The organism is Microcoleus sp. ARI1-B5 (assembly GCF_036705795.1).
Taxonomy (GTDB): Bacteria; Cyanobacteriota; Cyanobacteriia; order Cyanobacteriales; family Microcoleaceae; genus Microcoleus.
The window spans coordinates 1-18,370 of the sequence record NZ_JAUBVK010000046.1 but is presented as its reverse complement, the minus strand read 5'-3'; the positions used below and the strand labels follow the sequence as shown (position 1 = coordinate 18,370).

The 18,370-nt window shown below is 46.9% G+C and carries 16 protein-coding genes; 10 read left to right on the top strand and 6 right to left on the bottom strand.

Annotated elements, in window-relative coordinates:
- Positions 1-262: 262 nt before the first annotated feature.
- The 6 genes from sufC (at position 263) to QUB63_RS32865 (ending at position 5,995) form a co-directional block, all read left to right on the top strand.
- Complete coding sequence (sufC, locus tag QUB63_RS32890; protein WP_332949586.1) at positions 263-1,054, top strand: Fe-S cluster assembly ATPase SufC; 792 nt, start codon at positions 263-265, stop codon at positions 1,052-1,054.
- On the top strand, positions 1,051-2,394 hold the full coding sequence (sufD, locus tag QUB63_RS32885) for a Fe-S cluster assembly protein SufD (RefSeq protein WP_332949585.1): 1,344 nt from the start codon (positions 1,051-1,053) through the stop codon (positions 2,392-2,394). The genes sufC and sufD overlap by 4 nt, the downstream gene beginning before the upstream one ends.
- Positions 2,395-2,560: 166 nt before the next feature.
- Positions 2,561-3,823, top strand: a complete 1,263-nt coding sequence (locus QUB63_RS32880; RefSeq protein WP_332949584.1) for a SufS family cysteine desulfurase — start codon at positions 2,561-2,563, stop codon at positions 3,821-3,823.
- A gap of 64 nt (positions 3,824-3,887) precedes the next feature.
- The gene (locus tag QUB63_RS32875; RefSeq protein ID WP_332949583.1) at positions 3,888-4,652 is read left to right on the top strand and encodes a DUF4184 family protein; all 765 of its coding nucleotides are present in this window, start codon (positions 3,888-3,890) and stop codon (positions 4,650-4,652) included.
- A 98-nt stretch (positions 4,653-4,750) separates the two neighbouring features.
- A complete protein-coding gene (locus tag QUB63_RS32870; protein WP_332949582.1) occupies positions 4,751-5,179 on the top strand; it encodes an Imm1 family immunity protein in 429 nt (142 codons plus the stop codon).
- Between the two features lie 183 nt (positions 5,180-5,362).
- Positions 5,363-5,995: a Uma2 family endonuclease gene (locus QUB63_RS32865; protein ID WP_332949581.1), complete on the top strand. Its 633-nt coding sequence runs from the start codon at positions 5,363-5,365 to the stop codon at positions 5,993-5,995.
- A gap of 60 nt (positions 5,996-6,055) precedes the next feature.
- On the opposite strand, the gene QUB63_RS32860 is transcribed toward QUB63_RS32865, so the two are convergent.
- A complete protein-coding gene (locus tag QUB63_RS32860) occupies positions 6,056-6,880 on the bottom strand; it encodes an NAD-dependent epimerase/dehydratase family protein (protein ID WP_332949580.1) in 825 nt (274 codons plus the stop codon).
- A 15-nt stretch (positions 6,881-6,895) separates the two neighbouring features.
- Here QUB63_RS32860 and QUB63_RS32855 point away from each other — a divergent pair, with 15 nt between their 5' ends.
- On the top strand, positions 6,896-7,846 hold the full coding sequence (locus QUB63_RS32855; RefSeq protein WP_332949579.1) for a YkvA family protein: 951 nt from the start codon (positions 6,896-6,898) through the stop codon (positions 7,844-7,846).
- A 229-nt stretch (positions 7,847-8,075) separates the two neighbouring features.
- On the opposite strand, the gene QUB63_RS32850 is transcribed toward QUB63_RS32855, so the two are convergent.
- Complete coding sequence (locus tag QUB63_RS32850; RefSeq protein WP_332949578.1) at positions 8,076-8,384, bottom strand: zinc ribbon domain-containing protein; 309 nt, start codon at positions 8,382-8,384, stop codon at positions 8,076-8,078.
- A 353-nt stretch (positions 8,385-8,737) separates the two neighbouring features.
- Between QUB63_RS32850 and QUB63_RS32845 the strand changes: the two genes are divergently transcribed.
- Both QUB63_RS32845 and QUB63_RS32840 read left to right on the top strand, forming a co-directional pair.
- Positions 8,738-9,319 carry a hypothetical protein gene (locus QUB63_RS32845; RefSeq protein WP_332949576.1) on the top strand — a complete coding sequence of 194 codons (582 nt, stop codon included), beginning with the start codon at positions 8,738-8,740 and terminating at the stop codon, positions 9,317-9,319.
- A 233-nt stretch (positions 9,320-9,552) separates the two neighbouring features.
- Entirely contained in the window at positions 9,553-10,026 is a 474-nt protein-coding gene (locus tag QUB63_RS32840; protein ID WP_332949575.1) for a TspO/MBR family protein, read from the top strand.
- A gap of 137 nt (positions 10,027-10,163) precedes the next feature.
- Here QUB63_RS32840 and QUB63_RS32835 read toward each other — a convergent pair whose 3' ends face one another.
- From QUB63_RS32835 to hslO, 3 genes are all read right to left on the bottom strand, one after another.
- The gene (locus QUB63_RS32835; RefSeq protein ID WP_332949574.1) at positions 10,164-10,574 is read right to left on the bottom strand and encodes an ester cyclase; all 411 of its coding nucleotides are present in this window, start codon (positions 10,572-10,574) and stop codon (positions 10,164-10,166) included.
- Positions 10,575-10,633: 59 nt separating this feature from the next.
- A complete protein-coding gene (locus QUB63_RS32830) occupies positions 10,634-12,703 on the bottom strand; it encodes a hypothetical protein (protein ID WP_332949573.1) in 2,070 nt (689 codons plus the stop codon).
- 438 nt (positions 12,704-13,141) lie between these two features.
- Positions 13,142-14,041 carry an Hsp33 family molecular chaperone HslO gene (gene hslO, locus QUB63_RS32825; protein ID WP_332949572.1) on the bottom strand — a complete coding sequence of 300 codons (900 nt, stop codon included), beginning with the start codon at positions 14,039-14,041 and terminating at the stop codon, positions 13,142-13,144.
- Here hslO and QUB63_RS32820 point away from each other — a divergent pair.
- Positions 14,040-14,261 (top strand): hypothetical protein, encoded by a 222-nt coding sequence (locus tag QUB63_RS32820; RefSeq protein ID WP_332949571.1) that lies wholly within the window; start codon positions 14,040-14,042, stop codon positions 14,259-14,261. The genes hslO and QUB63_RS32820 overlap by 2 nt on opposite strands.
- Positions 14,262-14,263: 2 nt before the next feature.
- Here the strand turns inward: QUB63_RS32820 and QUB63_RS32815 are convergent.
- On the bottom strand, positions 14,264-18,370 hold a 4,107-nt coding region (locus QUB63_RS32815), incomplete at its 5' end, for a beta strand repeat-containing protein (protein ID WP_332949570.1).

Here is an 18,370-nt window from a genome sequence, read left to right as displayed (position 1 = left end):
GTTCGGCAACGGATTATGTAACGGATGTAACGGATGTCAGGAAGAAGGAAGAAGGAAGAAGGAAGAAAATATTTGGGCGGGCGAGAAACCCTCGTTACCAGGCTCTGCCTGGTAACGCATATAAGCGAGGCTCTGCCTCACATTTCTCTCTCCCATTTATAACGAGGCAGAGCCTCGCGACACGCATTCCTAGGCTGAGCCTAGGAACGAGAAAAACGAGAAAAAAAACTGTAAAGTGCATAGAGGAAAAGGACAAAAATAGATGATTGTAGAAAATAGTCAAGTGGTGCTATCCGTCCGCGATTTAACGGCAAATGTGGAAGATACCCAAATCCTTAAGGGTTTGAATCTGGAAATTAAATCGGGTGAAATTCACGCGATTATGGGCCCGAACGGTTCGGGTAAAAGCACTTTATCCAAGATATTAGCCGGCCATCCTGCTTATACGGTAACGGGCGGAGAAGTTACTTTTCTGGGTCAAAATCTGCTGGAATTAGCGCCGGAAGAACGTTCTTTAGCGGGGATATTTTTGGCTTTCCAATATCCTTTAGAAATTCCCGGCGTTAGCAATCTGGATTTCTTGCGCGTGGCTTACAATTCTCACCGCAAACATCGCGGCTTGGAAGAATTGGATGCTTTTGATTTCCAAGATTTAATCGAGGAAAAGCTGGATATTGTCAAGATGAATGATTCTTTTTTATGCCGCAGCGTTAATGAGGGTTTTTCCGGTGGCGAGAAAAAGCGGAATGAAATTTTGCAAATGGCGCTGTTGGAACCGAAGTTAGCTATTTTGGACGAGACTGATTCGGGTTTGGATATCGATGCTCTCAAGATTGTCGCCGGCGGTGTGAATCAGTTGTCAAATGCTGAAAATTCGATGTTGGTGATTACTCACTATCAGCGGTTGCTGAATTACATTATTCCTGATTTTATTCACGTCATGGAAGCTGGCAGAATTATCTTGACTGGCCCGAAAGAGTTGGCGCTGGAATTGGAAGAGCGCGGTTATGACTGGGTTTTGGAAGAGGAAACAGCAGGAGTGGGCGCGCGATGATAAATACGCAAGTTGCTACTAGGGAAATGTTTTTGGCTGATTTGGTAAATCAGTGCGCTAAGTTGGAGGCTGTTAATAGCAAAACTTCGGCTTACGGGTTGCAGGATTTGCGGGATGCGGCGACTGAGTACGTGCTTGCTGCAAGTTTTCCGACGGTGAGGGATGAGGAATGGCGCTTTACTGATTTGTCGCCGGTTTTGCAAGTTCCTTTTCATGTACCGCAGAGCAATCAGTCAACTGTTAAGCTGACTGATATTATTATGCCTGTGAAAAATCGGGATGATTTACCGTTGAGATTGGTATTTGTCAACGGTTTTTATGCGCCGGATTTGTCAACGGTGGATTCGGGGGTTGTTCCGAATTTGCCGATCGACCTTTATGCAGGTAATCTATCTAACGTACCGGAAAAATATCGATCGCGCATCACCGATGTTTTGAGCAAGCACAAACAGCAAACTGAAGTGTTTACAGCCCTGAATACTGCGGGTTTGGCGGATTCTGCGGTGGTGTTCGTGCCGGCCAATATGTCGATCGACCTTCCAATTCACTTGCTGTTCCTGACAGCGCCTGGTGCATCTGGCACGATGTGCCAGCCGCACTGCTTAGTCATAGCTGAGCCTGGAAGCAATGTCACGCTGGTTGAGGATTACGCAACTATCGGTAATGTCCCTGCATTTACTAATGCTGTAACGGATGTTATTGTCGGCGAAAACGCCACTGTGAATCACGTTCGGCTTCAGCGGGAAGGTGGGGAGGTTGTTCATATCGGCAAAAGTGCGATCGAGCAATCTCGTAATAGCCATTACACTTGCCATGCTATCAGCTTGGGAGGCAAAATATCGCGGCACAATTTAGAAGTTTTTCAGCGGGGCGAAGCCACGGAAACAACTTTAAACGGCTTAAGCGTAGCCTTTGGGGAACAGTTGGCGGACACTCACAGTTTAATCGATTTTAATCACCCTCACGGTACAAGTCGCCAATTGCACAAGTGCATTGTCGGCAACAAAGCTCGCGCTGTATTTAACGGCAAAGTTTTCGTTCGCAAAGCCGCACAATTGACAGATGCCGGACAACTGAGCCGGAATTTGTTGCTGTCGCCGAGAGCTCGCGTAGATACCAAACCGCAGTTGGAAATTGTCGCCGACAACGTTAAATGTTCCCACGGTGCAACAGTCAGTCAATTAGAAGACGATGAACTTTTCTACTTGCAAAGTCGCGGTTTGGATTTAGAAAGAAGCCGCTATTTGCTAATCGATGCTTTTGCAGCCGAAATTCTCAATCAGTTGCCAATTATTGGCGTGGCGAAAAAGCTTTCTACCTGCGTGGCTATCCAAGGATAACTCATAAAGATGAGGACACAGAGGACACAGCAGTGCTGTGTCCCTACCACATCTTGCACCATTTTTAACAGCCTGTAGGGGCGGGTTTCACGAATAATAATTGCCTAAAACCAACAATCTCGTAAACCCGCCCCCACCCAACGACAAATCACTAACTTCAAAAAATATGACACTTATTCAAGAAAAAACACTTGCATCAAAAGTTCGCGGCGACTTCCCAATTTTGAATGAAAAAGTAAATGGCAAACGGCTAGTTTATTTAGACAATGCAGCTACTTCTCAAAAACCGCTAGCGGTGCTCAACGCTTGGCGCGATTACTACGGACAATACAATGCAAACGTGCACCGCGGCGCTCACACTCTCAGCGCCAAAGCGACTGATGCTTACGAAGGTGCGAGAGACAAAGTTGCGGCGTTTGTAAATGCGGCGTCGCGGCAAGAAATTGTTTACACTCGCAACGCTACCGAAGCGATTAATTTGGTTGCTTATTCTTGGGGCTTGAGCAATCTGCAAGCCGGAGATGAAATTATCCTGTCGGTGATGGAACACCACAGCAATCTCGTTCCGTGGCAAATGATGGCTCAAAGAACCGGTGCGGTGCTGAAGTTTGTCGAGTTAACGGAAACTAACGAGTTTGATTTGGAACAGTTTAAAACCCTGATTTCCCATAAAACTAAATTGGTGTCAACCGTTCACGTTTCTAATACTTTGGGCTGCATCAGTCCAGTCAAAGAAATCTGCAAAATTGCCCACAGTTTCGGCGCAAGAGTTTTAATAGATGCTTGCCAAAGCGTGCCGCACATGATAGTAGATGTGCAAGCAATAGATTGCGATTGGCTGGTTGCTTCCGGTCACAAAATGTGCGCTCCGACTGGCATCGGTTTTCTGTACGGTAAACTGGACTTGCTGAGAGAAATGCCTCCGTTTTTCGGCGGCGGCGAGATGATTGCTGACGTGTTTCTCGATTATTCCACCTATGCCGATTTGCCGCACAAATTTGAGGCCGGCACGCCTGCAATCGGTGAGGCGATCGCCCTTGGTGCAGCAATCGATTATCTTAGTAACATTGGCATGGATAAGATTCACGCTGCCGAAGCAGAATTGACTGCTTATATGTTCCAACAATTGCGGCAAATTCCAGAGATCAAAATTTACGGGCCACAACCAGACAGCAACGGCGAAGGTAGGGCAGCTTTGGCGGCATTTACAGCCGGAGAAATTCACTCTCAAGACTTGTCTACCATGTTAGATCAGGAGGGAGTCGCGATTCGTTCCGGGCATCACTGCACGCAAGCTTTGCACCGCTATTTGAACGTTTCATCTACGGCGCGGGCGAGTTTGTATTTTTACAATACTCGTGAGGAGATTGATGTGTTTGTGAAAGCGTTGAAAGAGACGATCGACTTTTTTGGTGGGATTATGGGATAAGTTTGTGGGGTGGGTATTTGCCCACCTCAGTTACCGAATTTTTTTCACCGTTAAGTTTAGCAGAATGCCTTTTACACTCGCACATCCGATCGCAGCAGCACCAATTTGGTTGCTATCTAAACGAAAATTGGATCTGTTAGCTCTCGCGATTGGGACAATGATACCCGATTTGCAATATTTTATCACCCTGAAACCAGTCAGAGCGATCGGTCACAGTTTGCCAGGAGTATTCATCGAAGGTTTGCCCTGTTCGCTAGTTCTTTTGCTAGTGTTTCACTGGGTTTTCAAGTATCCGCTACTGGCACTTGCTCCCTCGCAAATAGCCGATCGACTGCCACCAATAAGGCGATACTCGCTCTTCCCATTATCGCAATTTTTAATAATTATACTATCGATCGCGAGCGGCGGAATCAGTCATATTATTTGGGATGATTTTACTCATTCAACAGGGTGGTTTGTCGTCAGATTTCCACTGCTGCAATCTAAGATCTTCTCTCTGTCAGTTTACAAATTACTTCAATATGGTAGCGGCATATTGGGACTTTGTGGTTTGTCAATTTGGTTATTGGTGTGGCTGCTCAAAACTCAGCCTCGCCAACAAAGTAAAGAAATGCTGCCCGTTCGCTGGAAACTATTAGCAAAGAGCTGCATTTTTATGACATCTTGTATCTTCGCATTAATTGCTGTCAATTTGCACTTAGCTGAGGATGGAAGTTTTTCTGGCATCTTTGTGAGAGCAGTTATTGGCTCTATTTCTGGGTTATTTATCGGTTGTTTGTTGTACTCGGCTGTATTCTGGAAGCTCAAAGGTTTTCAGCAATTGAATTAGAACTTGCATCCGAGGAAAAATATAGAGTAATTGAAAATTATTACTCCCAGTGGAAGTAAGACAATAACCGTTCAACCGCCAAATAGAAGGAGGCAATAATGTTTGTATTAAACCTATCAGCAGAAAATTGGGTTGGCAACCAGGAGGAAGGTGATTTAATAGAAAGTCCTACTTGGAGTCAAATAGAACAAGCCATTCGCGATTTAGATGGGAAAAGTAAAACTTTAGTTACCTTGGGTGCAGATGACGAGTGTTATATGAGCATTGGTGGCGGCGAATCCGGCAAATATGTTGTTAACATAACTTTTGATAACGTTAGCTTCCATAATTTAGTAGATCCCTCAAAACCAGATGCAATAGAAAAGCTAGTTGTCGGCGGACAAGAAGGTAATTATTCTGCCAGGATGTGTGTAAATTTAGAGACGGCTTTGTTGGCAGCTCAAACATTTACAGTATCAGGACAACTTCAAATATCACTGTCTTGGGAAGAAGAGAAAGAATTAGCGGTGTCATCAAATAAGATTTAACACAACCTAAGTGAAGTGCGATCGCCCTTTCTTCATCCGCATTCATCCGCGTCAATCCGCCTGCATCTGCGGTAAAAAAAAGAGCGTGAAGCGCAGCTATCCCGTAGGGAATCACCCTTTTGATAGTATCTGGGCCTGTGGTAAAATAAAACTAGAGTTTTCTCAGCTCAAGGAGATTTTGAGATGATTGCTACTACTTCAAGTTTAGCCGAACAGAGAACACTGCTAGAAAACATTAGCTGGCAGACCTTTGAAACGTTGCTCAAAGAAATAGGCGATAAGCGAGGTTATCGCATAGCTTACGATGAAGGGAGACTGGAAATTATGGCGCCACTATTTGAACATGAGAACTACAAGAGCAATTTCGGTAATTTCATCCTTGCTTTAGCAGAAGAACTCGACATTGAAATTAAAAGTGCTGGCTCAACTACTCTCAAACTCAAAAATGCCAAAAAAGGCATAGAACCAGATAACTGTTATTATATCCAAAATGAAGCAGCAGTTAGAGGCAGGCAAGAACTAGATTTAGAAACTGCCCCACCGCCCGACTTAGCAATTGAAATAGATATTACCAGCAGTTCAGTTGATAAGTTTGCCATTTACTCCGCACTTCGCGTCCCGGAACTCTGGCTATATAACGGGCGAGTTTTGAAATTTTATCAGTTGGTAGAAACTGAATATATTGAGCGCGACTTTAGTATTGCTTTTCCCTTTGTATCGGTAGCAGAAATGGCTGGGTTTTTCACTCGCACTCAAACGATAGGAGAAATTGCTTTGCTGAAATCCTTTAGAACTTGGGTTAAAGGGAAAATATAGTATTCTCTAGCAAGGTGCGCAGTGCGCACCCTACATAATTAGGTGCTGCGCCCAAGACTATTAAAACTCCCTAATTTCAGGATGGATAAACTGATAACCAGCCGCCTTAATCTTTTGATTCGACACCCTCGCATTATAAGGCCGCACGCTAGGACTTCCATCCCAAGAAACTTTAGGCAGATTGTGAGTTTCAAAAATGCGATCGAGCAATTCACCACTCGATAGCGACACATCCCCGACTAAATTGTAAATTCCCTGCAATCGATTTTCCAAAGCAAAGGTTAACCCCCCAACAACATCATCCCGATGCACCCAATTAGTAGCATCTTCCCCCCTACCGGGACGAGTGCTCCCAGCCCAGCCTCCAAAGATTTTAACTAATTCTCGCCCAGGCCCATAAATTCCTCCCAAACGGAGAATGCAGACTTGAAGATTGGGACTCGATGCTGCTAATAAAACCCGTTCTGTTTCTGCGAGAATTTCACCGTTGGGATTGGCTGGGGCGACGGGCGATTCTTCATTTACCAGTTTACCTTGACAGTCGCCGTACACTGAATAAGTACCCGTATAAATCACCTGCTTGACTGTCGGTATCTGCTGTAAAACTGATACCAAAGTTGTCGCTGTCTCTAAGTAACTTTCCCGATAAGCCTGAGCATTTGGAGCACCGACGCACAGCATAACAGCATCTTGGTCTTGCAGTAAACTCGCGATCGCACCTGCATCATTTCCCTTGAGCACAACTACCCGCTGGGCGACACCCTCCAATTCACCAACTCGGCTCGCCGTCGTAGTTGTCGCCGTCACGGTACAATCAGATTTACCTTGTAAATGTCGGGCTGTCGCAGTACCCACATAACCGCAGCCGACGATCGCAACTTTCATAAAAAAATCTCCATTTTGTCATACCCTCTAAAATTATTGCCGATTTGTGCGATGATTCGAGGTGAGTTTTATGGTACGATCCAAAGCGTCGTTATCGATCCCAGTTGCATCGTGTCCGAGAGAGATATTTTTGCCACATCGTCAGAAAGCGAACTTTTAGCTTTTTATGGATCTTTATTTGCGATCGCAGCCTCCGACGGTTCCATTGATATTGACGAACTAAATTTGCTGTTTAAAACCATAAATTTAGACAAGTTTTCTGACTCAGCCAAGACTCAAATCCAATCCTACACAGCGACTCCCCCATCTCTGGGCGACTGTTTGCAAACAATCAGCCAGTCAGCCGAACCGCTGCGTTTGGGAGTCATGTATTTTTTAATCAGCATTGCTTGGGCAAATAATACGCTGCATCCCGGAGAAAGCGAGGCGATTCAATCCGCCCAAAAACTTCTGGCGGTTTCCGACTTGCAAATCCAAGCCATGCAAGAATTCATCGCAGACATCCAACAAATACGGGAAGCGGAACCCAATAAAAATCAGGCTTCAACATCCTTGAATGCTGGTGTTTCCCAGCTCAAAAAGAAGGGCATTCCTCTGGATTTAATCGACCCAAAAAGAACCACAACAAACCTCATTAATGCCAAAATCAATTACTCAGATGAGAGTTTTTGGGCTAAACTTAAAAACTTTGCTTTAAGCGCTGGCAGAGAAGTCGTTGAAAAAGCTTTGACCCTTTATTATACTGCTCAAAATCCCAACGTGCCGGCTTGGGCAAAAACCGTTGTTGTTGGAGCTTTGACCTATTTTATATCTCCTGTCGATGCGATTCCCGATGTATTGGTCGGCATCGGATTTACCGATGATTTGGGAGTGTTGCTGGCGGCGATTGCTACCGTTTCAGTGTACATTAATGCTGAAACTAAAGCACAAGCACAGCAAAAAATGAATGATTGGTTTGGTAAATAAGATTGTGTGCGGTTAATTACCCACAATCTAATAGGTTTGAGCGTTCGGACTAAAGTCCTGATTAACTTAAAACTTCAGCAAAAACTGAAGTTCTCAAACGTTTTATCGTTCGGACTAAAGTCCTGATTTGCTTAAAAATTAAGAAAGGAGTGAAGTCCGAACGATCGAACCTGTCTAAGAAAAAACTGAAGTCCGAACGATGAAACTGGATGAGTCTGGAGTCTCACCCTTAAATCGGCTTGCCATCTCGATTGACAATGCGGCTTTCACCATCCTTAGCCGTGACATTTTCATAAACCCCTTCATCCCGCTTCACGTACTTGCTGAAACCAGAATTTTTATAATCGGTGTCGGATGTCGGCTTCATCAACCTCGGAGCGCTCAGCAAACGGCGTACCGGAGCATCAGTAGGAGTGTCTCCGGGTTCGCACTTAGCCAACTCGCACAGTTGGCCCCAAGTCGAAACTTCCAGGTTCATGCTGTGCGAAACTTCTAACTGCTGGTTGTTTTTGGGACAAAAATAGTCGTATACAGGCATACTAAGAATCTCGCTTGCAACTACTAAAATTACTAAGTGCACAGTTGTTGAGAGTATTATAGCTCAACATTACTAACAATTCAAGCCAAAAAATCAAACTTTACTATTTTTAACGGTTGTTGAAACACTAAATCAGCTATATTATTAACCCTGTCTACTCGCTTCCGGACGCGATCGAGACCAACCCCAAAAGTACGCTACCCTGAAATCCTCTGAGTCGCTCGACGGCTAGCAAATGCCTGCAAGACTTCGGTGAATGCCGTCAAAGGATCGATCGTCATTTTCAGACTGCACCCAAATCACAAATTCTAAGTTTCAATTTTATTCATCTACTCACCAGCGAGGATTTACCGATGAGCGATTTCAAAGTTACGCCAGAAGTAGAGCTGAACACGGCTCAAATGTTGGAGCGATACCAACTGCAAGACGAGACAAATCTGCGGCGTTGGGCAAAACTGCACGGCATCAACAGCACTCGCGGTTTCTTCTATCCCAGTGAAGTAGATTTGATGGATCACGCTCACCACCACCTTTACAATTTGGGCATGAGCATTGCGGACTACCAAAGTCTTTTAGACCGGCGCCGCAGCCATTCCCAGACACCGGGCGACCAAAATAAAACAGTAGCAAGTCAAGTTGCTGACGAAGCATACGATGCCATAGAAACGCTGACCGATCAGTATTCTGAAGCTATTGATTTAATGGGAGAACGTATAGCCGACCATTTCATCGACGAACTCGATTTATCTGTGATGCGACACCTTTCTCAAAAAGTGAAAGACCGCCGCACTCTCAACGGTCAAACTAAAAAACCCAACCGTTTTCTCCAAGTGATTAAAGCCGTGTTGCAACCGAGCAGCGAAAATACGCTTCTCGTTCCCAGAAAAGAGGATGAGTCTAGTTTAGAATTAGAACAGCATCACCGGCTCGGCTAGCCGATTTAATTGCAAGGCTAAGCGCTACTTATAGAGGTAAGGTGCGCCCGGTCGCACCCTACATAATCGCGGTTCTGCCCCAGGAGTATCAACGGCAATAAATTTGCTATTTTCAATCAGTCTAAGTTTACCTGTGCATTATAAATTTCAGACTGGATGCAGATGTATTTTGCTCCCGAATTACCTAAAATATATATTTAATCTAAGCGGTCAATCTAACCCAAGGTAGAGAAATGATTAAATCGTGGATGGTAATTGGAGGTGTCGCCTTTGTAGTAGCACTCTTCGCTAACTTGCTCTCGCCCAGCGACATCCAATGGTTCAACCGATTGCAGCGTCCGAGATGGCTAGTATTTGAAAAAGCAATTCCCATAATTTGGACAGTAATTTTTATTTGTGCAGCTTGGTCAGCAGTGATTGTTTGGGAAAAAGAACCGGGAACTCAGGAAACTTGGCTGAGAATGGGCTTGTACCTGCTTTTAGAAATAGTAACCATATCTTACACCCCCGTGATGTGCAAACTTAAGAGTCTAAAAGTCGGCACAATCATCGGCGGAACGGGGGCTATTTTAAGCGTGGTGCTAGCTTTAAGCGTGTTGCAAGTTTCTGAATCAGCGACCTTGTTATTGCTGCCTTACATACTCTGGAGTCCGATCGGCACTTACACCACTTGGGCAATGATGCACCTCAATCCGGCGGATGTTTAGGCTCTGGAATTAGTCATTTTAATGGGATTGCAAGCATCGGGAAAAAGCACCTTTTTTCGGTAGTATCTACCTGCAACGCAGGTTTTAGTGAGCAAAGACTTGATGCGAAATAATTGTACAGTTGCACAACTGGAAGCTTATGATATCGGTAACCCAAGCTGCATGAACCAAGTGTGCTTGTCTATGTAACCGCGTTGAAAATGGATTTTGCCATCAACAACATGAAAGAAGCCACAGCCTTGCAGCGTAAAACTTTTGCCAGTTGGTAGGTTGCCACCAAACTCACCTAGAAATGTGCCGCCACCAGTCCACTCGACGATCGCCCACTCGCCATCCTCAAACAAATTCTCCACGTGCGTGTAATTGTCTGGAAAAGCTTGGAAGAAGGTAACAAAACTCTCAAGCAATGCCTCACGCCCGTTTAGAGGAGCGCCAAAGGCAACTTGATGGTTCTCTGCATCGTCGTGATAAAGCTCGATAAGGGCGTGAGGGTCACGAGTGTTATAAGCAGAAACCCAGTCTTGGAGAACTTGCTTGGGCGTTTTCATTTTTGGTTCCCTAATACAGATAAGTAAAGATATTAGTTAGCACCTTCTCAGCCTCAAATTTACCGACTCCTAGAGCTACTAGGTGGCTCAGTTTCCGGCGGTTCGGGAGCCGGAGACGGTGACTCAGCAGCCGGAGGATTCAGCGATTCCTCCCAAATTTTGATTTGCGATCGAGCTTGCTCAAAAGCCCGAGTGCCCGAGGGAATCTTCTTCAAAGTCGCGATCGCCCCAGCCACATCCGACGACGACTGTTCCACACCCATCGCCAAAATCCGCTGGCTCCACTCATCAATCGCCTCGCTCGCCTGCGAGGAGAGCGAACTCGAATCGGGTACCTGAAGGGCCAGCGTAATTGCCATTTGCAAGGCGTCAGCAGTCCCCGCTCGGGCTGCTAAGCGAGCGCTCTGCAAACCTTGCTCGCCCTGAAATTGAGCTTCCCAAGTCCGAATGTTCGATCGAGCTTCCTCATAAAGCACCCGTCCCGATCGAATCCGGCGCGCCATCTCAATTGCCTCAGCCAAATTGCCCCTAGCCGCTAGTTGCTGAGCTCTCTCCAAAAACGGCTGGTCAACAAGCCGCTGTCTTCTCTCGATCCAAGCTTGAATTTTGGTTTGAGCTTCCCCGTAAAGCGCCCTACCTTGACCGATCCGAGAAGCTTGAGCAACGGCGGCCTCCAGAGAATTCGGATCGCCCGTACTCGCCAAATCGTTAGCTCTTTGCAAATACGGACTGTCTTCGAGCAGCTCGATTTGACGGCTCAAGCTGCTAATTTGACGGAGAGCTTCCTCAGAGCGGGGATTTGATTGGGGGACTGTTTGCAATTGGGCGATCGCAGCCCTCAAATCATTTACCCCTCCCGGCGCCGCCAGCCTGCTTGCCAAATCCAAAACTTTCACATCAGCCATTTCTTGCTGCCAGCGGCCGGCTAAATCTTGAGCTTGTTTGTACAAAGGGCGGCCGGAGTTCAACTTTTGAGCAATCTCGATCGCCTTCGACAAACCCTCAACAGAGCCTGTCATTGCCTGAGCAGTAGCGTTCGCCAACTCGTTAAAATCCTGTACTTGTTCCTTTAAATTTGCCGACTCCGGAATCTTGTTAGCGATCGCGATCGCCTGCTGCCAATCGCCTGAGAGCAAGCGTTTTTGGGCGATACCCATAATTTTCTTGCTAAATTGGGCGATCAGCTTATTGGCCGCTTGATACAAATAACTGTTTTGACCAATTCCCTGAGCCAGCTTAATCCCCGTCACCAGATTGTCGAGCCCTCCCTCCGAGGCTGTATTCCGGGCTTTTACCAACTTATTGCCCTCAGCTTTGGTCGCCTGAATTACCTTAGTCAGTTCCTCATACTTCGTCGATTCCCAGAAAGTATTTCCCGAATCCAACAGCAGAGTAGCTTGGCGGAAAGCCAGCCCCCACTCTTCCTGACGCAAGTGGTCTTCTGCCGTGCGGTAAAGTTTCTCTGCATCGCTCCATGTTGACTGCCACTTTTCAATCTGCTTTGCCACATCCGGGTAAGCGGGAACGTCTTGAGGAACCTTGCGGGCGATCGCGATCGCCTCCTGGAGCTTTCCTTCTTGGAAGCTAGCATTTCCCAACCTGAGAATATCCTGCGACCAGCGATCGATCAGACCGTTAATTCTCGGCCGCAGCGGGTGGTCTTGGGGCAAAGCATTCACTAATTCGATCGCGCCGAGCAAATCATCCGCCGTCCGCTTGCTAGCTGCTTCTTGAGCGCAAAAAAAGCGATCGTTAGCAGAAGCCGTCGGCCAAAAAATCTTCGAGCAATTCGACTGCGCAGTCAAGTTGAGCAAAGACGAAATTGCCACAAACCCCATACCAACCGACAGCATCAAACTCACCGCCAGCCAAAACTGCCACTTATTCGACCAGCTCCGCCACAGCCGATAGGGGTCACGTGGCGACTGCGAATTTTCCCCAGACTCTTTCGGCGACTGTTCCAGATGCCCTCCCCGCAGTTTTCCCGAAGTAACCAGATCTCGGATCTCTTTAAGTCGCTCAGCGCGATTTTTCCTGGCTGGAATTGGCACTAGCGAGGAAGTATCCTTTTTTGACTCCAAGGATTCTGATGCAGACCAACGGCCTGGTGTTTTGCGATCTTGACTCATATCGTGCTTACCACAAACAGCAACCAGCCAGTGTTAGTTATTTCAAAACTGCGATCGCTGATATCAACTACTCTTCTATAAGATGTATTCATCACTTTTACCAGAAAGAATTGGTTTCAAGCCTATCCCTTATGGGGATAATTTAAAAGAAGACTATTCATTACTCCAATCCTCTTCCTTCTAGGTAGAGGTCATTGTCAACTGTCAACCTGGAAAGCTGTCAACCTGTCAACCTGTCAACTGTCACAGGTCAACTGTCACAGGTCAACTGTCAACTGAATGAAATACTCCCGCCGGCTCAAGACTGCTCCCTGGCCGATCGCCGGAGCCGCCAAAATCTAAATTTCGTGATTAGGTAATTGATAATGCGTAATTGGCAATTGGTCAAGGCCGTCATCCCCAACTCGCAGTCAATAGAGCCAATTACACATTATCGTCTCAAGAACCGGAGTTCGATCGCAAATCCCCGATCAGTTCGGCAAGTTCGTCGCTGTTAGCCTTGTAAACCTCGTTGCAAAAATGGCACGTAGCCTCAGCCCCGCCATCTTTTTCGATCATGTCTTGGAGTTCCGCTTCGCCCAACATTTTGAGAGCTCCCAAAACTCGATCGAACGAACAGCCGCAGTGAAAGCGCACCATCTGAGTTTCCGGGAAAATTTCCAGGCCCATATCGCCCAGCAACTCTTCCAGAATCTGGTGCAGCGTTTTCCCCGACTGTAGCAGCGGCGTAAAGCCCGACAGTGCAGCCACCCTAGATTCTAGAGTTTGCACGAGTTCTTCATCCGCAGCAGCCTTCGGCATAACCTGCAACAGCACGCCCCCAGACGCTTGCACCCCCGCAGCCCCCACAAACACCCCCAAAACCAGAGCAGAAGGCGTCTGTTCCGAGGTTGCCAAATAGTTAGTCAGATCGTCGCCTATTTCGCCGGAAACCAATTCTACCGTACTTGAGTAAGGGAAGCCGTATCCTGCGTCCCGCACCACGTACAAATAGCCGTCACCGATGGCCCCGCCGACATCTAGTTTGCCTCTAGCATTGGGCGGCAATTCCACTGCGGGATTGTTCACATAACCTCGAACCGTGCCATCAAGTCCCGCATCAACCAGAAGTCCGCCCAGGGGCCCATCTCCTTTGATGCGAATGTTGACTCTCGATTCGGGCCGCTTCATGCTGGAGGCGAGTAACAGCCCCGCCGACATCGTGCGTCCGAGGGCGGCTGTAGCGACGTAGGAGAGCTTGTGGCGCCCTCTTGCTTCTTCGGTGAGGCGGGTGGTAATGACAGCTACAGCGCGAATTCCGCCATCTGCTGCTGTAGCGCGAATTAATTGATCGGCCATGAAAAACCTTACTTTTGTCTTTGATACTTCCTTAAACTATTTTAGAAGGTTGCCACAGCAGGTAGCAGCAGTTGACTCGGCGGGCCTGGGCGATCGAGCTTCACGACTCCCGTCAGGGCGGGCACTCTTGGCTTCGACGCGAGTGCTCGGCCGAAGAGCACCGCCCTACAAAAACCAGTTTATTTGTACTTCATTTACCAGCAAAAGTGCTGTATTTTAGGCTCAAACTGTTCGGAAATCGCTAACACCAATAGAGGTGGCGTTGACTCCAGTTAGCGAAGCAAATACTTCTCCACTTCCCTTAAATTTAATCAGCGCATTGTTATTATTCTGAGTTATTTCTAACTGGTCGAAACTCAAACCTCCCGACAATCCGATGAAATCTTGACCTGTCACAAAATCAGAGACAATATCAAATCCTTGACTGAATCCGATGACAAAAGTATCATTACCCAAACCGCCACTCAAGCTGTTATTGCCTAAACCTCCAAACAAAATATCATTACCTTCGCAACCGAGAAGCGTGTCATTTCCTAAGTCTCCATAAATCGAATCATTGCCCTTGCTGCCGTCAATTAAATCATTACCTTGACCGCCATAAGCTAGGTCATCTCCTGCACCGCCGCACAAAGTATCGTCCCCGAGTTGTCCGAAAAGAGTATCATTGCCTTCGCTGCCGAGAATTACATCGTTTGCTTTACCGCCGAATAAAGAATCGTTTCCTTTGCCGCCGTCGATAAAATCATTGCCTTCATTGCCAAAGATTAAGTCATCATCTTCTTGACCGTTAATTGAATCATTGCCCTGATTTCCGAAAAGAGTATCTTCACCAAAATTGCCAAAAATGATATCGTTTCCTTTGCCGCCAAACAGGAGGTCGTCTCCTTTGTTGCCGTCAATGAAATCGTTGCCTTCATTGCCCTTGAAAATATCATTAAATTCGCCACCAAATAAGTTGTCATTGCCTTCTTTGGCATCGAAGATATTAGGGTTGTTGCTGCCCAAATATGCGTCGTTTTTGGGAGTACCAATTAGCAGACCACCACCATTGATAATATTATCAATTTGTTGGTTTGGTTGGTTGAGATTGGGATACTCAATTTTGTCGCAAATGCAGTCTGTATCTGGAGTGTTAACAGGCGTTGGCGTCGGTACGGGTGCAGGCGTTGGCGTCGGTACGGGTGCAGGCGTTGGCGTCGGTACGGGTGCAGGCGTTGGAGTCGGTACGGGTGCAGGCGTTGGCGTGGGTACGGGTGCTGGTGTTGGAGTCGGTACGGGCGAGATAGGCGTGGGTGTCGGCGTGGGTGCAGGTGCATTCACCAGAATGATGTCATTGGGAGACAAGGTAGAAACGTTATTCAGTAAGATTTGCCCGCCACCGCTTAAGTTTAAGACTAAACCCGCAGGAGTCGTTTGTAGGGCGGCTAAGACTTGCGCCACAGAGGTGAAACCGAGGGCAGCATCAAGTTGCAGTTTATCTTGCCCTGTCGTGAAGTCAGGAATTAAGTTTAGCCCTAATGTGGCACCGGAGACGGGGACAAAACTGAAGATATCGCTACCGGTACCACCTGTCAGGGTATTGTTTCCGGTACCGCCTGTGATGGTGTCGTTGCCACTACCGCCTGTAATTACGTCATTCCCGGCACCGCCATCCATCAAGTTATTGCCGCTACCAGTATTGATGGTGTCGTTACCATCACCGCCGCTGAGCTGGTTATTGCCATCACCGCCTGTGAGGATGTCATTGCCATCACCGCCGCTGAGCGTGTCTGCACCGCTAGTGCCTGTGAAGTTATCGTTAAAGGGGCTGCCAGTAACGGTTACAGCTTGGGGGAAGGTGTCGAAGTTTTGGGTGACACCGACGGGGGAGGTGGAGTAGTTGAAGACGTTGGTGGGCGTTGGCGTGGGTACCGGTGCTGGCGTCGGTGCAGCAGTTGCTGTGACTGATGCTGAAATCGGGAAATCAAAGGGATTTTCATCGCTGTCGTTATTGGCAAATTGCAGCGTCCCTGTTTTATTTCCGGCGGTGGTTGTATCTACTTGAACTTGCACATTTGCACTCGCGCCGGCGGCGACAGTTGCAGGTAAATTTCCGACAATGCTAAATCCGGTTGGTAGGGTAGGATTACTGAGATTTAAAGCTGCTGTACCGAGATTTTTCACGGTAAAGGTTTTGTTGAGAGTGCCGCCAATTAATGCACTACCAAAGTTAATCGCACTTATCGTACCATCAGCAATATCTGTTGTACCGTCTAATACTTGAATTTCTGGAGTTGCTGTGGCTGTGACTGATGCTGAAATCGGGAAATTGAAGGGATTTTCATCGCTGTCGTTATTGGCAAATTGCAGCGTACCTGTTTTATTTCCGGCGGTAGTTGTATCGACTTGAACTTGCAAAGTCGCACTACCGGAGGCGGCGACAGTCGCAGGTAAATTTCCGACTAAGCTAAATCCTGTGGATAAAGTCAGGTTGCTGAGGTTTAAAGCTGCTGTACCGAGATTTTTCACGGTAAAGGTTTTGTTGAGAGTGCCGCCAATTAATGCACTACCAAAGTTAATCGCACTTGTTGTACCATCAGCTATGTCTGTTGTCCCGTCTAATACTTGGATTTCTGGTGCAGCAGTTGCTGTGACTGATGCTGAAATCGGGAAGTTGAAGGGAGTTTCATCGCTATCATCATTGACAAATTGCAGCGTACCTGTTTTATTTCCGGCGGTGGCTGTATCGACTTGAACTTGCAAATTAGCACTACCTCCTCCCGCCACAGTTGCAGGCAATGTTCCGACTAAGTTAAATCCTGTCGGTAAAGTCAGGTTGCTGAGGTTTAAAACTGCTGTACCGAGATTTTTCACGGTAAAGGTTTTGTTGAGAGTGCCACCAATTGTTGCACTGCCAAAGTTAATCGCACTTGTTGTACCATCAGCTATGTCTGTTGTCCCGTCTAATACTTGGATTTCTGGTGCAGCAGTTGCTGTGACTGATGCTGAAATCGGGAAGTTGAAGGGATTTTCATCGCTATCATCATTGACAAATTGCAGCGTACCTGTTTTATTTCCGGCGGTGGCTGTATCTACTTGAACTTGCAGGTTAGCACTACTTCCTCCCGCCACAGTTGCAGGTAAATTTCCGACAATGCTAAATCCGGTTGGTAAAGTCAGGTTGCTGAGGTTTAAAGCTGCTGTACCGAGATTTTTCACGGTAAAGGTTTTGTTGAGAGTGCCACCAATTGTTGCACTGCCAAAATCAATTGTACTTGCAGTACCATCAGCAATATCTGTTGTTCCGTCTAATACTTGGATTTCTGGTGCAGCAGTTGCTGTGACTGATGCTGAAATCGGGAAGTTGAAGGGATTTTCATCCGTATCATCATTGACAAATTGCAGCGTACCTGTTTTATTTCCGGCAGTGGCTGTATCTACTTGAACTTGCAAAGTCGCACTACCAGCGGCTGCAACTGTTGCAGGTAAATTTCCAACTAAGCTAAATCCTGTCGGTAAAGTCAGGTTGCTGAGGTTTAAAGCTGCTGTACCGAGATTTTTCACGGTAAAGGTTTTGTTGAGAGTGCCACCAATAGTTGCACTACCAAAGTTAATCGCACTTGCAGTACCATCAGCAATATCCGTTGTCCCGTCTAATACTTGAATTTCTGGTACTGGTGTTATATCGTTGTCGGTAATGGCGACGGAACCCGTTGTCGTAGTTCCGAGTGTGATACCGCTAGAAGGAGCCGAGATTGTGAAAGTACCTGTTTCGCTTCCTTCTATCAGCGCATCATCGTTGACATTAACGGTAAAGGAACCTGTGGTTTGACCGTTGGGAATGGTAATGCTAGTGGGAATTGTGCCTGTGAAGTCGGCAGCAGTTGCTGTTCCTGACAGTGCTACATTTACAGTTTGATTCCCGACAACTGCTTGAGATGCTGTGGCGGTGACGGTAATAACTGGACTTCCGGTTTCTGTACTTGTGACTGGGGAAACTGAGAGGTTGACTGTGGGGAAGTCGTTATCAGTAATGGCGACGGAACCAGTTGTCGTAGTTCCGAGTGTGATACCGCTAGAAGGAGTGGAGATTGTGAAAGTACCTGTTTCGCTTCCTTCTATCAGCGCATCATCATTAACATTGACGGTAAATGAACCTGTGGTTTGACCGTTGGGAATGGTAATGCTGGTGGGAATTGTACCAGTAAAGTCGGCAGCAGTGGCCGTTCCTGAAAGTGCTACATTTACTGTTTGAGCTCCGACAACTGCTTGAGATGCTGTGGCGGTGACGGTAATAACTGGACTTCCGGTTTCTGTACTTGTGACTGGGGAAACTGAGAGGTTGACTGT